At 45.7% G+C, this 16227-nt stretch carries 12 protein-coding genes; 6 read left to right on the top strand and 6 right to left on the bottom strand.

The features are described from left to right. From sdhA to sdhC, 3 genes are read right to left on the bottom strand one after another with little or no spacing between them, the layout of a single operon-like run. A complete protein-coding gene (sdhA, locus tag L5M17_RS19895) occupies positions 1-1767 on the bottom strand; it encodes a succinate dehydrogenase flavoprotein subunit (protein ID WP_011847025.1) in 1767 nt (588 codons plus the stop codon). Next, positions 1768-2115 (bottom strand): succinate dehydrogenase, hydrophobic membrane anchor protein, encoded by a 348-nt coding sequence (sdhD, locus tag L5M17_RS19900; protein ID WP_028759700.1) that lies wholly within the window; start codon positions 2113-2115, stop codon positions 1768-1770. Further along, positions 2109-2504, bottom strand: a complete 396-nt coding sequence (gene sdhC, locus L5M17_RS19905) for a succinate dehydrogenase, cytochrome b556 subunit (protein ID WP_012089416.1) — start codon at positions 2502-2504, stop codon at positions 2109-2111. Before sdhC ends, sdhD begins: the two co-directional genes overlap by 7 nt. Before the next feature lie 414 nt (positions 2505-2918). On the opposite strand from sdhC, the gene L5M17_RS19910 reads away from it, so the two are divergent. From L5M17_RS19910 to L5M17_RS19925, 4 genes are all read left to right on the top strand, one after another. After that, on the top strand, positions 2919-4205 hold the full coding sequence (locus tag L5M17_RS19910) for a citrate synthase (RefSeq protein ID WP_105252697.1): 1287 nt from the start codon (positions 2919-2921) through the stop codon (positions 4203-4205). 308 nt (positions 4206-4513) lie between these two features. After that, positions 4514-5578, top strand: a complete 1065-nt coding sequence (locus L5M17_RS19915) for an efflux RND transporter periplasmic adaptor subunit (RefSeq protein WP_105252698.1) — start codon at positions 4514-4516, stop codon at positions 5576-5578. Positions 5579-5590: 12 nt separating this feature from the next. Continuing rightward, positions 5591-8842: an efflux RND transporter permease subunit gene (locus tag L5M17_RS19920; protein ID WP_263148928.1), complete on the top strand. Its 3252-nt coding sequence runs from the start codon at positions 5591-5593 to the stop codon at positions 8840-8842. Further along, the gene (locus L5M17_RS19925) at positions 8839-11886 is read left to right on the top strand and encodes an efflux RND transporter permease subunit (protein ID WP_263148929.1); all 3048 of its coding nucleotides are present in this window, start codon (positions 8839-8841) and stop codon (positions 11884-11886) included. The genes L5M17_RS19920 and L5M17_RS19925 overlap by 4 nt, the downstream gene beginning before the upstream one ends. A 124-nt stretch (positions 11887-12010) precedes the next feature. Here the strand turns inward: L5M17_RS19925 and yqfB are convergent, their stop codons facing one another. Next, a complete protein-coding gene (gene yqfB / locus L5M17_RS19930) occupies positions 12011-12328 on the bottom strand; it encodes a N(4)-acetylcytidine aminohydrolase (RefSeq protein ID WP_113940516.1) in 318 nt (105 codons plus the stop codon). Positions 12329-12657: 329 nt separating this feature from the next. On the opposite strand from yqfB, the gene L5M17_RS19935 reads away from it, so the two are divergent. Further along, the gene (locus tag L5M17_RS19935) at positions 12658-12855 is read left to right on the top strand and encodes a DUF2986 domain-containing protein (protein WP_028759693.1); all 198 of its coding nucleotides are present in this window, start codon (positions 12658-12660) and stop codon (positions 12853-12855) included. Positions 12856-13081: 226 nt separating this feature from the next. On the opposite strand, the gene L5M17_RS19940 is transcribed toward L5M17_RS19935, so the two are convergent. After that, on the bottom strand, positions 13082-14623 hold the full coding sequence (locus tag L5M17_RS19940; RefSeq protein ID WP_263148930.1) for an MATE family efflux transporter: 1542 nt from the start codon (positions 14621-14623) through the stop codon (positions 13082-13084). Between the two features lie 45 nt (positions 14624-14668). Further along, positions 14669-15526, bottom strand: coding sequence for an ion transporter (locus L5M17_RS19945; RefSeq protein ID WP_028759691.1), 858 nt, complete (start codon positions 15524-15526; stop codon positions 14669-14671). 172 nt (positions 15527-15698) lie between these two features. Between L5M17_RS19945 and L5M17_RS19950 the strand changes: the two genes are divergently transcribed. After that, a complete protein-coding gene (locus L5M17_RS19950; protein WP_028759690.1) occupies positions 15699-16211 on the top strand; it encodes a murein L,D-transpeptidase family protein in 513 nt (170 codons plus the stop codon). Positions 16212-16227 lie beyond the last annotated feature (16 nt).

The raw sequence follows: 16227 nt of genomic DNA on the forward strand, positions 1-16227 counted from the left end.
CTAGTAGGTACGTTTCTTCGGCGGGAATGCTTCACGTAACTTAGGTGCCATGTTCACTGCACGACGATCCATCGTTTCAGTGATTGGGTCAAATAAGCTGTGGCATAACCAGTTCTCATCATCACGCTCTAAATAATCTTCACGTGAGTGAGCACCGCGACTTTCGGTACGGAAGTTAGCCGCATAAGCCGTGGCGATTGCCGTTGCCATCAAGTTATCTAACTCTAAACATTCAATACGTTGAGTATTGAATTCACGAGAGTTATCAGACAATTTAGCATTTGCAAGACGTTCACGAATCACTTTCAACTGCTCTAAACCTTCAGCCATAGCATCGCCACGACGGAATACAGAGAAGTTTAATTGCATACACAGTTGCAGATCCTTACGGATTTGCGCTGGGTCTTCGCCATCTTTGTTGCTTTCCCAACGATTCAGACGAGCCAGAGAGGCTTGAATATCTGCATCACTTGCGTCTTTTGGATCGTCAGTCTCATCCAAAGCTTTACCTAAATGCTGACCCGCTGCGCGGCCAAAGACCACTAAGTCAAGCAGTGAGTTACCACCTAAACGGTTTGCACCATGTACAGATACACAGGCAATCTCACCCACAGCGAACAGACCAATAACATCTTGTTCAGTGCCGTCTTCATTCTTACGAATAACTTGACCACTGACCTTAGTTGGTAGGCCGCCCATCATATAGTGACAGGTTGGTAGTACTGGAATTGGACCATCGGCTGGATCAATATGGGCAAAAGTACGAGACAATTCACACACGCCTGGTAAACGTGCTTCTAATGTTTCTTTACCTAAGTGATCAAGCTTCAGTAAACAGTGTGGGCCTAATGGACCGTCTAAACCACGACCTTCGCGGATTTCAGTCATCATTGAACGTGCTACCACGTCACGTGATGCCAAATCTTTCGCGTTAGGGGCATAACGCTCCATGAAACGCTCGCCGTCTTTGTTCAGCAGATAACCGCCTTCACCACGACAACCTTCAGTCACAAGTACACCCGCGCCGGCGATGCCAGTTGGGTGGAATTGCCACATTTCCATGTCTTGCATTTGCACGCCAGCACGCATTGCCATACCGACGCCGTCACCGGTGTTGATATGTGCGTTAGTGGTCGAAGCATAAATACGCCCTGCACCACCTGTCGCTAGAATCGTTGCCTTAGCTTTGAAATAAACGATATCGCCCGTTTCAATTTCAATCGCAGTACAACCCACAACGGCGCCATCATCGTTTTTAACGAGATCTAATGCATACCATTCTGAGAAGACTTGCGTCTTATGCTTAACGTTTTGTTGGTATAAACAGTGAAGCAAAGCATGACCAGTACGGTCGGCAGCTGCCGCAGTACGCGCAGCCTGCTCGCCACCAAAGTTCTTAGATTGACCACCAAATGGACGTTGGTAAATCGTACCATTTTCGAAACGAGAGAAAGGCAAACCCATTTGCTCAAGTTCAATCACGGCTTCAGGACCGGTTTTACACATGAACTCGATCGCTTCTTGGTCACCGATAAAATCGGAACCTTTCACGGTATCGTACATGTGTTGTTCCCAATGATCTTCATGGGCGTTACCTAACGCAACAGTGATACCACCCTGCGCAGATACGGTATGAGAACGGGTTGGGAATACTTTTGATAAAAGCGCACAGCTTTTACCTTCTTTGGAAATCTGCAGCGCTGCACGCATACCAGCGCCACCGGCACCGATCACTACAGCATCAAATTCGCGTACTGGAATACTCACTTAGACACCCCACACAATAACAATGCCGGCCGCTAAATAACAAAATACGGTAACGACAAAGGTGAACTGTAAAACACCACGTAACGACGTGCACTTAACGTAATCTGTCAGCACTTGCCATACACCAATCCAAGCATGTACTAATAAGGCTACCAGCGTCAGAAGTGTAAACACTTTCATTGGCAGAGCACTAAATAGGCCATGCCAGACGTCGTAGGTGAGAGGGGAACTACATGCAATAAAGCCAACCAAGAAAATGGTGTAACAGGCGAGGATCACTGCACTAGCGCGTAGTAGAATATAGTCATGAACACCACTGCGTCCAAAACTTGCTGCATTGGTTACCATACCCAGATCCCCGCTATGATTGAAAAGGCTACCGTTAAGGCAAATACAGCTTTCGCTGATGCGGCACCCGATGACAATTCTTCCCAACGACCGGTATCCATTACTAAGTGGCGCAGGCCACCAAACAAGTGATACGCCAGTGCAGTCATAATGCCCCACAGGATAAACTTCATCACGAAGTTATCGAATAGAGACTGTACGCCAGCGAAACTTTCAGCTGATGCTAAAGATGAATTTAGCAACCAAATGAGAATGCCAACTGCGAACAGCATGATGACACCGGAAACACGGTGAAGAATTGACACAATCGCTGTTGCAGGAAAGCGAATGGTCTGCAGATCTAAATGGACAGGTCTTTGCTTTTTCACGTTCTGCTCACTCAGCTCCATTGAGCATTTTTTTTGTTATGTGAACCGCTTTTGTACAAACTTTAAACAGGAGGTTGATCACTGCAAAAGTAAACACAAAAGCAAAGTTTAAACAAACAGTTAACTATCTGAGCACGCACTCATTTAACATGTAAACAAAGGGTGCTTTATAATCGTTGTTTGCGGCCCTTATTGGGCGAGGCAAGTATACTCGCGGCAAATGTCAAATACAAACATCACAGAATGCAAATTATGTTTTTTTGACTATTTTTTACTGTAAGTGCCAGTTACAAATAGAAAAGTAAAGGCTTTTATACCATGGTCTAACAAATTTAAACGCTTATTTAAATTGAAATGTGATCTAGAATGGCTGTAAAGTAATGGCGGTTTGACATGCCGCACTCACAGATAAGAACTAAGTAAGGAGAACGGGGTATGGCTGATTTAAAAGCCAAATTAGAATTACCAGGGAACGACTCGATAGAATTGCCAGTAAAGCAGGGAACCGCTGGTTTTGACGTAATCGATATCAGTAAACTTGGCAGCAAAGGTTACTTTACTTTTGATCCAGGTTTTCTTGCGACTGCCTCCTGTGAATCTGCAATTACCTATATTGATGGTGATCTGGGTATATTGTTACACCGTGGCTATCCAATCGATCAACTTGCCGTTGACTCCGATTACCTAGACCTGTGTTATTTGCTGCTTTACGGTGAACTACCGACCAAAGCGCAATATACTGAGTTTGTACATACAGTTAAAACCCACACTATGGTTCACGAGCAGCTAGCCTTCTTCTTTAGAGGTTTCCGTCGTGATGCTCATCCTATGGCCATGTTATGTGGTGTGACGGGTGCATTATCTGCATTTTACCAAGACTCTCTGGATGTTAACGATCCACGTCACCGCGAAATCGCCGCTTATCGCTTAGTCTCAAAAATGCCTACGATAGCAGCCATGTGCTACAAGTATTCTTCAGGCCAGCCATTCGTGTACCCACGTAATGACTTAAGCTATGCAGGCAACTTCTTAAGCATGATGTTTGCTGTACCGTGCGAAGAATACGTCGTGAACCCTATTGTTGAACGTGCAATGGACAGGATCTTCATTTTACATGCAGATCATGAGCAAAATGCATCGACTTCAACAGTACGTTTAGCCGGTTCTTCAGGTGCAAACCCATTTGCGTGTATCGCAGCGGGTATCGCATCTCTTTGGGGCCCTGCACACGGCGGCGCTAACGAAGCCTGTTTGCAAATGTTAGAAGAAATCGGTTCAGTAGACCGTATTCCTGAATTCATTGAACGCGCTAAAGATAAAAATGATCCTTTCCGTCTGATGGGCTTTGGACACCGTGTTTACAAAAACTTTGACCCACGAGCCAAAGTGATGCGTGAAACTTGTCATGAAGTGCTGAAAGAACTGAAAGTACAAGATCCACTCTTGGATGTGGCAATGGAGCTTGAGCGCATTGCACTTGAAGACGAATACTTCATTTCTAAAAAGCTGTATCCAAACGTCGACTTCTACTCTGGCATCATTATGAAAGCCATTGGTATTCCAACCAGTATGTTCACTGTGCTGTTCGCACTGGCACGTACTGTAGGCTGGATTGCTCACTGGAAAGAAATGTTAGATCAACCAGGCCACAAAATCAGCCGTCCACGTCAGTTATATACTGGTGAAACTGCGCGTGATTTCGTCGCACAAGACAAACGCTAAGTCCCACGACTTACGCATTAAAAAGCGCCTAAGGGCGCTTTTTTCATTTCAAATAATCCTCTTTTAGACTTCCTTCTCCTGACAAAATACATTGTTGCAATTGCGCACTTGTGTAATCTTAATTAACCGCGTTTAGTTATTCTCATCACTTTTTAAACCTTTTGGCTACATTTGGTAAGAATCACAAACCACACTTAGCCAAAAATACGACTAATAGACTGAAATTAAACAAATTTAAACAAATTTAAACATTGGCATGGTTTCTGCTATCAACTGGCATCATAATAAAGACAACAGGTAACATTCTTATGGAAAAGTCAAAAATTGCTCAATTCACCCTGCCACTGCTAATGATTTCGATGCTAGCAGCCTGTGGTGAGGAAGAAGTGGTCAAAAAAGAAGAAAAATATGCCATTCCCGTCGAAACCACTACAGTGATGCAAGGAAACGTTTCATCTTTTTACAGTACAACTGCCACCTTAGAAGCGCCACAGGAAGCCAATGTAGTGAGTCGTATATCAGGGCTCATTGAATCTCTCGCTGTTGAAGAAGGTGACCGCGTTCAAAAGGGACAAGTGCTGGCTGTTATTGATGCCAAGAGGCAGCAATATGATTTAGACCGCTCAGAAGCCGAAGTCAAAATCATCGAGCAAGAATTAAATCGTCTGAAGAAAATGAGCAACAGAGAATTTATCAGCGCGGATTCAATGGCCAAACTTGAATATAACTTGCAAGCCGCTATCGCTAAAAAAGATCTCGCTGAACTGCAAGTAAAAGAAAGCCGCGTACTGTCCCCTATCAGCGGTGTAGTTGCTAAACGCTATGTGAAAGCTGGCAATATGGCGAAGGAATTTGGCGACTTGTTTTATATAGTCAACCAAGATGAACTTCACGGTATAGTTCATTTGCCAGAGCAACAGCTTGCGAGCTTAAAACTCGGCCAAGAAGCACAAGTGTTTAGTAATCAACATAGCAAGAATGCTATCCACGCCAAAGTGTTGCGCATAAGCCCGATTGTGGACCCACAAAGTGGCACCTTTAAGGTGACACTTGCTGTGCCGAATCAAGAGGCGCGCCTTAAAGCTGGCATGTTTACCCGAGTTGAGCTCAAATACGACACCCACGAGAACGTGATTACCGTTCCCTACAGCGCCTTGATTAACCAAGACAACAAACAAGCGCTTTATGTTATTGATGGTACCAATGCGAACCGTCGTGAAGTCGAAATTGGCTACCGTGAAGGTGATTCGGTAGAAGTGATTACAGGTATTAACCCCGGTGAGCAAGTCGTTACCCGTGGCCAGCAAAACTTGAAAGACCAATCCTTAGTCGAAGTGATCACCCCACTCGATCTTGCTTCCGCTAAGAACTGATAGGAGCCTTTCATGTCAATTATCAGCACTTCCGTTAAACGGCCAGTCACGGTATGGATGTTCATGCTGGCGGTGATTTTATTCGGTATGGTGGGATTTTCCCGCCTAGCGGTGAAGTTACTGCCAGATTTAAGCTATCCCACATTAACCATTCGCACCATGTATGACGGCGCGGCGCCAGTTGAAGTCGAACAGCTCGTCTCTAAACCAATTGAAGAAGCCGTTGGCGTGGTCAAAGGCTTACGTAAAATCAGTTCTATTTCGCGCTCCGGCATGTCAGATGTGGTGCTTGAGTTTGAATGGGGCACAACAATGGATATGGCGAGTTTAGATGTACGTGAAAAACTCGACACTATCGCTCTGCCGCTCGATGTTAAAAAGCCCTTATTGCTGCGTTTTAACCCCAATCTCGACCCCATTATGCGTCTTGCGCTGTCTGTGCCCAATGCCTCTGAAGCCGATCTCAAACAAATGCGCACCTATGCAGAGGAAGAGCTTAAGCGTCGTTTAGAGGCGCTATCTGGGGTCGCCGCCGTGCGTTTATCTGGCGGCCTAGAGCAAGAAGTGCATATTCAGCTCAATCAAGAAAAACTGTCGCAGCTCAATCTTAATGCCGATGATATTAAACGTCGTATTAATGAGGAAAACATCAACCTCTCTGCGGGTAAAGTGATCCAAGGTGATCGCGAATACTTAGTACGAACGCTAAACCAATTCAACTCATTAGATGAACTCGGCCAAGTGATCGTCTATCGCGATGAGCAAGCTTTAGTCCGTTTATTCGAAGTTGCTACCATCACAGATGCCTACAAGGAGCGTAGTGACATCACCCGCATCGGCAGTCAAGAATCGATTGAACTGGCCATTTATAAAGAAGGTGATGCAAATACTGTCGCTGTCGCCAAAAAACTGCGCGATGAACTCGTCAAAATCAATCAAGATCCTAAGCAAAATAAGCTCGAAGTGATTTACGATCAGTCTGAGTTTATCGAAAGTGCGGTCAGCGAAGTCACCTCTTCTGCGCTGATGGGCAGCTTGTTATCTATGCTAGTGATTTACCTGTTCTTGCGTAATATCATCCCGACACTGATTATTTCTATCTCGATTCCCTTCTCAGTCATCGCCACCTTTAACATGATGTATTTTGCCGATATCAGCTTAAACATCATGTCATTAGGTGGTATTGCCCTTGCCATCGGTCTCTTGGTCGATAACGCCATTGTGGTATTAGAGAACATAGACCGCTGCCGTAGCGAAGGCATGAGTAAATTAGAAGCTGCAGTGACGGGGACTAAAGAAGTGGCAGGCGCAATTTTTGCCTCAACACTCACCACTCTTGCGGTGTTTGTGCCGCTAGTATTTGTGGATGGGATTGCCGGCGCCCTCTTCTCAGACCAAGCGCTAACGGTCACTTTTGCACTGTTAGCATCGCTATTAGTCGCGTTAACGTCCATTCCAATGCTGGCATCACGTGAAGGCTTTAAAACCTTACCCGCGCTGATAAAAACGGCACCTAAGGATAAACCCACCACTAAAATGGGTAAGCTTAAACACTATAGTGCGACTGTGTTTTCCTTTCCTATTCTATTAATTGTTAGTTACTTACCCAGTGCACTACTGACCTTAGTGTTGATTTTAGGCCGCTTCTTCTCATGGCTTATTGGTCTAGTGATGCGCCCGTTAAGCTCAGCATTTAACTTTGTCTACCACAGTATTGAGAAGGTTTATTACAAGCTTCTGGCCTCGGCGCTGCGCCAACAGAAAGCAACGCTGTTACTCACGATTGCAATAACAGGCGCTTGTATTAGCTTGTTACCACGACTTGGTATGGAGCTTATTCCGCCAATGAATCAGGGTGAGTTTTACGTGGAGATCTTACTGCCGCCGGGTACGGCAGTGAGCGAAACCGACAAGATATTACAGCAACTTGCACAGTCCATTAAAGACAGAGCCGAAGTTAAACATGCTTATAGTCAAGCCGGTAGTGGCGGTTTGATGACTTCGGATACTGCCCGCGGGGGTGAAAACTGGGGCCGCTTGCAAGTGGTGCTTAACGACCACAGTGCCTATAACGCAGTCACTCAAGTATTACGTGATACTGCGCGCCGTATTCCTGAACTTGAAGCGAAAATTGAGCAACCTGAGTTATTCAGCTTTAAAACGCCACTGGAAATTGAGCTCACAGGTTACGATTTAAACTTACTCAAACGCAGCGCAGATAGTCTCGTCAAAGCATTATCCGCATCGGAGCGTTTTGCCGACGTGAACACCAGTCTACGTGATGGTCAACCTGAGCTAAGTATCCGTTTCGATCATGCAAGGTTAGCGGCTCTAGGAATGGATGCGCCAACGGTTGCAAACCGTATTGCCCAACGTGTTGGTGGTACTGTTGCCAGTCAATACACAGTGCGTGACCGTAAGATTGATATTCTGGTGCGCAGTGAACTCGCGGAGCGGGATCAAATCAGCGATATCGATGCCTTAATTATCAACCCGAACAGCAACCAACCTATTGCATTAAGCGCAGTTGCAGAAGTTTCATTACAATTAGGCCCATCGGCGATTAACCGCATCAGCCAACAACGTGTAGCTCTTGTATCAGCTAACCTCGCCTATGGTGATTTAAGCGATGCGGTTGCACAGGCGCAACAGATACTATCGCAACAAGTGTTACCCGCATCGGTCCAGGCCCGTTTTGGTGGTCAAAATGAGGAAATGGAGCACTCGTTCCAATCACTCAAAATTGCCCTTATCTTAGCGATTTTCTTAGTGTATTTAGTGATGGCGAGTCAGTTTGAGTCACTACTGCACCCCTTGCTTATCCTTTTTGCCGTACCTATGGCATTAGGTGGCAGTGTACTTGGGCTTTATATCACCCAAACTCACTTGAGTGTGGTGGTATTTATTGGCCTTATCATGTTGGCGGGGATCGTCGTGAACAACGCGATTGTGCTTGTGGATCGGATCAATCAACTGCGTAGCGAAGGTGCTCAAAAACTTGATGCCATTCGCGATGCTGCTAAATCGCGCCTACGCCCCATTATGATGACAACCCTCACCACGACCTTAGGCTTATTGCCGATGGCGCTAGGTCTAGGTGATGGCTCAGAGGTGCGCGTACCGATGGCGATTACGGTGATCTTTGGTCTGAGTTTATCAACACTACTGACCTTAATAGTGCTCCCAGTGCTCTATGCCCTGTTCGACCGTAAAGAATACGCCGTAACTGGCTCACATGTAAACGTAGAGGAGACTCGCCCATGAACCTCACCCGTTTAGCCATTAAGCGCCCCGTAACCACCAGCATGTTTTTCTTTGCTATCTTGCTGTTTGGTCTCGCCTCGAGTCGCCTATTACCGCTGGAAATGTTCCCCGGTATTGATATCCCACAGATAGTGGTGGAAGTGCCTTACAAAGGCTCGACCCCTGCTGAAGTGGAGCGCGATATTACCAAAGTGCTGGAGGAATCCCTCGCGACTATGGGGGGGATTGATGAGCTTGAATCAGAATCCTCCCAAGAAGGCGCCGAAATCGAAATCAACATGAAGTGGGGGGAAAACGTTGCCACTAAGAGCTTAGAAGCGCGGGAAAAAATCGATGCAGTGCGGCATTTACTGCCCAAAGATGTGGAGCGGGTCTTTATCCGACAATTCTCCACCGCCGACATGCCTGTGCTCACCATACGCATCTCAAGTGATCGTGAGCTTTCAGGTGCATTCGATCTACTCGATAAACAGCTCAAGCGTCCACTTGAACGTGTTGAAGGTGTCTCTAAGGTCAGCCTGTACGGCGTTGAGCAAAAGCAAATTGAGGTACGCATCAATGCCGACCGCCTTGCCGCCAGTGGATTTTCAGCCACAGATTTGCAACAACGTCTCGGCAGAGAGAACTTTGTGCTGAGCGCAGGTACACTCAGGGCCAGTAATATCGTTTATCAAGTTTCACCTAAGGGTGAGTTTAGAAACCTTGAAGATATCAAAGCACTAGTACTGATCCCCGGATTGACCTTAGGCGATATCGCCGATGTGCAATTTGCCCTACCTGAACGTATCGAAGGTCGACATTTAGATAAGCACTATGCCGTGGGTTTGGATGTGTTTAAGGAATCTGGCGCTAACTTAGTCGAAGTGTCAGACCGTGTCATGAAGGTGATTGAGCTTGCGAAGCAGGACCAACAGTTCCAAGGTATTCGCCTATTTATCATGGAAGATCAAGCCTCTGGAGTAAAATCTTCACTAATGGATTTGCTGCTTTCAGGGTTAATCGGTGCACTGCTGTCCTTTGTCGTGCTGTACTTATTCCTGCGTAATTTGAAAATGACTTTAGTGGTTGTGTCATCCGTGCCTATTTCAATCGGTATGACGCTCGCCGCTATGTATCTACTCGGTTACAGCTTGAATATTCTGTCTATGATGGGACTCCTGCTCGCCGTCGGTATGTTGATTGATAACGCAGTGGTCGTCACTGAGAGCGTACTGCAGGAAAAGCAAGGTAAACACCCTAAAGACAATGAAGAGTCAGTCATGACGGGGGTCGATAAAGTGTCTCTGGCGGTATTGGCAGGCACAATGACAACCGCCATTGTATTTTTACCTAATATTTTTGGCGTAAAAGTCGAGATCACTATTTTTCTAGAGCATGTTGCTATTGCAATTTGTATCTCACTCGCCGCGTCGCTATTGGTCGCAAAAACCTTAATTCCTTTGATGTTGACTAAGTTCCACTTCGACATCGCCCCCGAAAAGGATGCGGGTAAATTACAACGTTTTTACAATAATACCTTAGATTGGGTATTGCTCAGACCTTGGCGTTCAGGCGTGATTGCTGTAGCGATCCTCGCATCCACCGCCCTGCCGCTATCTATGGTTAAACAGGATCAAGAAGACAGCGAGAGCAATGAACGAATCTACATTAACTACCAAGTAGAAGGTCGACATAATCTCAATGTCACTGAGGCGATGATCAACCAAATGGAAGAGTATCTTTATAACAATAAAGAGGAATTCCATATTGATTCTGTCTACAGCTATTATGCCTCTGACGATGGCTCATCGGTGATCCTCCTAAAGAAAGATTTGCCTATGTCAGTGGATGAGTTAAAAAAGAAAATCCGCAGTGGCTTCCCTAAGTATTCCATCGCCAAACCGCAATTTGGCTGGGGCAATGACAACTCTGGCGTGCGAGTCACACTGACAGGGCGCTCAACCTCTGAGCTGATTAATTTGAGCGAGCAAGTTATTCCTTTGTTGCAAAACATCAAAGGATTGCAAGATGTTCGCTCCGAGCTTAATGGCGCTCAGCAAAAAGTGATTATCCGCATTGATAGACAAATGGCGGCGCGGTTAGATTTAAAACTCAATGAAATTGCCTCAAGTATCTCCATGGCACTGCGCGGTTCACCGCTGCGATCCTTCCGCCACGATCCTAATGGCGAGCTACGCATCGAAATGGCCTACGAGAAAGAATGGCAAAAGTCACTTGAGAAACTCAAACAGTTACCCATAGTACGCCTAGACCAAAGAGTGTACACCTTAGATAATCTGGCGAAGATTGAGATCCAACCCCGCTTCGATACTATCAAACACTTCAACCGCCAAACCTCGCTGTCGATTGGGGCTAACTTAGAAAACCTCACCACAGAAGAGGCGCAAACTAAGATTAAGCAAGTGATGGAAAATATCCGTTTCCCCGATGGTTACGACTATTCACTCCGTGGTGGCTTCGAGCGCCAAGATGAAGATCAGAACGTGATGGTGACTAATATGCTCTTGGCTGTCGCGATGATTTATATTGTTATGGCGGCGTTGTTTGAATCTCTACTGTTACCGACGGCGATTATTACCTCAATCCTATTTTCCATCACAGGTGTATTCTGGGCGCTGTTTATCACAGGTACCCCTATTTCTGTGATGGCAATGATAGGTATCTTGATTTTAATGGGGATAGTGGTGAACAACGGTATCGTTCTGGTGGATCAAATCAATCAGATGACACCGGATCTCGACAAATTGTCTGACACCATTCGGGAGGTGTGTATCACCCGTTTGCGGCCAGTGTTAATGACAGTAGGTACAACAGTACTGGGATTAGTCCCACTGGCGATGGGTGATACCCAAATCGGTGGCGGCGGCCCGCCATATTACCCCATGGCAATCGCCATTATCGGTGGCTTATCGTTCTCGACAGTGACTAGCTTGTACTTAGTCCCCCTGTGCTATCAAGCTTTTTATCGGATGCGTCACCGCGCAGCGATTCGCTTAGACCAAGCCGATCACTTTGCGAAAAAACTGTTACCTTGGACGGTTTAGTTGTCTTGGATAGCTGATGTTCTTGAACAGTTCAGCAATCTTCGGCAACTTAATATGCCATTGAATTTGTGATAAAAAGGCTGCTGTGCGGCCTTTTTTATTTTACGAATTACGCTCTATACTTTTACTGCGGTAAAACCCTAAACTGGATCATAAACAATTGCTCAAGACCGGGATAAATTTCTGCAATCACATCACGTAGCTGCGGCAATGTCATATTCTCTTGCTTAGCATGAATGTCTGAGAGCTCAGTTAAGGTCACTGGCACGACATCAATAATATGGATATCACAAAACCAGCGGTCGGTTTCGAAGGTTGAAACGGGAAGCGTTTGACCTGCAATCACATGGGATTCCGTTTCATCACGCAATGTAATGGTTTTAGTGCCACTTAATATATCGTGCTCAAAGCGCTCAAAAAAAGTGATTTTAGTTAATAACACACATCTTCCTCGGCTCAGGATATGAGCAATAAAATAACAGTAGAGTTAATTTTTCAAACTCATAATGCTAGGCAATATAATGGCTTTTGATCCACACAGACAGTCTACACCGCAGCATTTGTCGTGTGAAATACTAACAGCGCCGTTTAAGTCAAATTGTTATGCTAACGCCATTTAGCAAAACTAGTTCTCAAAGAGTAGCCGTTGTTTTCGACAAAATTCAGCAAAACATGGTCAGTTCGCTCAGATTGAGTTAGAATCCCGCCTCAATTGAGCCCTTGGCCTCATATTCCTGCGCGTAGCGGGTGCGAAACGAAATTAGAGACGTCATGAACAAGAAACAAAAGATCATCAAGAAAATAGCTAAACGCGCTAAGGCCAGACTGAATAAAGTCGACCCAGTGACTATCGGCTCACCTGCAAAATCAGGTTACATCTCTAAGGCTGATCGCGCAAAAATGGCGGCATCAGAAGCTGCGACTGAACAAGTCGAAGGCCAACAAGACACGCCAAGTATTGAAGAATAAGAAGCTCAGCAGAATAGTCTTTTAGCGGCGTATTTTGGCATTGTTAGCTTAACTAAATGAAGTGCAAACGCCGTTTCAAACAAAATGCCACAAGCAATCTTGTGGCATTTTGTTTTTCAGCATTCCTATCATTAGCAGCTTTCTGACTGCTCCTCATTATTAAGAGCTCATTTTTATCTGCGTTCTTGCCCACAGCTTCTACATGGCGCAGCTAAGCCACATAACGTCAATTAGGCTTTTTACCCTCGTCTAAATAGGGCAATACGGGCTCATTCTCTTGCTCCTCCGTTAATTGCGCCATCTGCACGCACGAGGATGAAAGCGGATTGGTCGCACTCGGTAAGTTCTGTGCAACACAATTAGCGATTTCCTCTTCCTCACTCAGTACGACATTACGGGGGATAGCATTCGCAGCATCAAGATTAGGCGCGGCTGAAAACGGTGCCTGCGCCGCCACTTTATCCACTAAACGATAGGCAACCCACACACCTAATGTACCAAACAAAATAGACCCTAAAATTTGCCCAATCAATACACCGTAAACACCACCCCAAAGCGCACCCAAATACACAAAGGGCACAGTGCCTAAAGTGGCTTTACCTACGTTAAATAGCGTGGAATATTTGGCCTTGCCAAGGTTATTAAAGGACGCATTCGCCACAAATAAAATCCCCGAAAAGATAAAGAATACCGCAATATAACTGCAGAAAAAATGAATAAGATCAGCACTATCGCCCTTCATATCAAACACACTGACCAAATGTGACTTAAGCATAAACAGCAGCAAAGACATTACCAGCACATACACAGTACAAAACTGAATCGCCCGCGTTAAACTCTCACGTACTCGGTCAAACTGACCTGCACCAAAGTTTTGCCCAACAATAGGTCCAATCGCGCCGGATAGTGCAAAGATCATCCCAAAAGCCACAGGGATTAAACGCCCCAATACTGCCCAGCCTGCCACATAAGCATCACCGAAATCGGCGATCGCTCGGGTCACAAAGGCATTTCCGATGGGAGTTGCCACATTGGTTAACATCGCAGGGCCTGCAATGGCAAAGATAGGCTTAAGATCGGCGACAAAATGTGCCTTATCAAAATGGCCTAACAACTTATGCTTAACCACCACACCGCGAGCGGCAATCACAAATACCGCCACCCGTGCTAAGACGGATGCCAATGCAGCACCTTCAATCCCCATGGCGAACATGAAGATAAAAATCGGATCGAGTACAGCATTAACCCCGCCCCCCGCTAAGGTCGACATCATAGATAACTTTGCATCACCCACGGCGCGTAAAGCCCCGCCGAGCGCCATCGCAAGACAGATAAAAGGTAAGGAAGGCACGAGAATATACAAATAGCTCGCAGCAAGTTCTGCCGTATGACCACTCGCGCCAACTAAGGCAACTAGCTCAGGAATGAAGGTGGTGACCACAGCCGCCACCAGCACACTGATCAGTGTCGTCACAACCGCGCTATTGAGTAATAAGCGCTTTGCCAACGCCACCTCTTTTGCGCCAATCGAGCGAGACACTAAAGCCCCTAATGCAATCGATAAACCAATTCCAATCGATGTGGTAAAAAACGAAATACTCCCCGCATATCCCACAGCCGCCGCGAGTTCATGCTCTCCCAATAGGCTCAGGAAAAAGATATCCAGTAAATCCACGACAAATAAGGCAGAAATCCCTACCGCGGCGGTCGAACTCATCACTAAGATATGGCGTAATATGGGGCCTTCAACAAACTTGGCTTGCGTCATACGTGTCTTTTACCTACAAAAAATAAAAAGTGTTCGCCGAAATCATCATGAAACGCCTTTATCAACGGGCACATCTAGGCTATCTAACTCACATCCACAACGACTACAATACATGGCATCAATATCATGACCTGTCTTATGGCATTGATTACACGAGCGTAAATCTCGATGACGCCCTACTTCTTGGGATATCTCGGCGGTTAAAATCCCCGTTGGGATTGCGATAATCGAGTAACCAATTAGCATAGTAAAAGCCGCAATCGCCTGACCTAATCCGGTTTTCGGGGTAATGTCGCCGTAACCGACTGTAGTAATAGTCACAATTGTCCAGTACACAGATTTAGGGATTGAACTAAAACCATTATCAGGCCCTTCAACCACATACATTACTGAACTCAGTACCATAACGATCAAACTAACCGAGAAGAAAAACAAAAAAACCTTACGACTCGACTGCATCATCGCCCTAAGTAGAACATTTCCTTCACTCAAATAACGCAGTAATTTGAGTACGCGGAAAATCCTAAACAGCCTAAGTATCCGGATAACTAAGGTAAAGTTAGCGCCAGGGATCAGCAACGCCAGATAACTTGGCAATACCGATAACAAATCCACTAAACCATAAAAGCTGCGAGCATATAACACAGGATGAGTCGCGCAGTACAAACGTAGGCCATATTCAATCGTAAAAATAATGGTGAATACCCATTCCAACACAGAAATAAGCTGGCCGTATTCACGATGGAATATCTCTACTGTGTCGAGGAACACTAAGCCGACACTCAACACAATACACACCATGAGGGCGATATCAAAATAGCGGCCAGCGGGAGTATCAGTGCCAAAAATAATGGTACGTAATTGACGTTTTAACGGGCTTTCGGATTCGATATTCTCAGACATACAAACTTTTACTTCCTTGCAACAAACTGACTAACACAGGGATTACAGCATAAATATGCCACGAGTCTGCCATGCAATTGCACCTAGCTCAAAATTATCTACTCACAGTAGGATAAAATTGCGGTATGATGCCGAAAAAAGCCAACAACCTGTGTTTATTTTCGAGGACTTCATGCGCGCCACCCTACTTTCCACATTGACATCTCTCACTGTGACTATCGCGGCTCTCGTTTCACCCGAATTACATGCCTCTGGCATGGGTAAAGTGGATCTGGTGGTGATCACTAAATCCGAATCCAGTATGGCTTTATTGCGCGATGGCAAAGTGCTCAAACAATATCGTATCGCCATGGGTGACCTACCCGCTGGACACAAATTAAAGGAAGGCGATCAACGCACACCACAGGGGCGTTATACCCTAGATTATAAAAAGCCAGATAGTGCTTATTATAAATCGATCCATATTTCCTATCCTAATGAAGAGGATAAACTCAGAGCCAAAGCCTTAGGCATTAGACCCGGAGGCATGATCATGATCCACGGCCAAAACCCTAAGTCGTCACTGCCGCCAGAACAAGCCCAGCAATACAACTGGACTGACGGCTGTATCGCGATTACCAACGCCGAAATGGATGAAGTGTGGAAAGTTGTCGATGAAGGAACGCCGATTGAGATTTGGCCGTAACTTTAGCCAACTTCCC

The sequence above is a fragment of the Shewanella sp. SW24 genome, from assembly GCF_025653395.1.
GTDB lineage: Bacteria > Pseudomonadota > Gammaproteobacteria > Enterobacterales > Shewanellaceae > Shewanella > Shewanella oncorhynchi.

Coding starts and splice junctions, on each gene's coding strand:
- sdhD (WP_028759700.1), bottom strand. CDS start 2,115: ATGGTAACCAATGCAGCAAGTTTTGGACGCAGTGGTGTTCATGACTAT.
- sdhC (WP_012089416.1), bottom strand. CDS start 2,504: ATGGAGCTGAGTGAGCAGAACGTGAAAAAGCAAAGACCTGTCCATTTA.
- L5M17_RS19910 (WP_105252697.1), top strand. CDS start 2,919: ATGGCTGATTTAAAAGCCAAATTAGAATTACCAGGGAACGACTCGATA.
- L5M17_RS19915 (WP_105252698.1), top strand. CDS start 4,514: ATGGAAAAGTCAAAAATTGCTCAATTCACCCTGCCACTGCTAATGATT.
- L5M17_RS19920 (WP_263148928.1), top strand. CDS start 5,591: ATGTCAATTATCAGCACTTCCGTTAAACGGCCAGTCACGGTATGGATG.
- L5M17_RS19925 (WP_263148929.1), top strand. CDS start 8,839: ATGAACCTCACCCGTTTAGCCATTAAGCGCCCCGTAACCACCAGCATG.
- L5M17_RS19935 (WP_028759693.1), top strand. CDS start 12,658: ATGAACAAGAAACAAAAGATCATCAAGAAAATAGCTAAACGCGCTAAG.
- L5M17_RS19940 (WP_263148930.1), bottom strand. CDS start 14,623: ATGACGCAAGCCAAGTTTGTTGAAGGCCCCATATTACGCCATATCTTA.
- L5M17_RS19945 (WP_028759691.1), bottom strand. CDS start 15,526: ATGTCTGAGAATATCGAATCCGAAAGCCCGTTAAAACGTCAATTACGT.
- L5M17_RS19950 (WP_028759690.1), top strand. CDS start 15,699: ATGCGCGCCACCCTACTTTCCACATTGACATCTCTCACTGTGACTATC.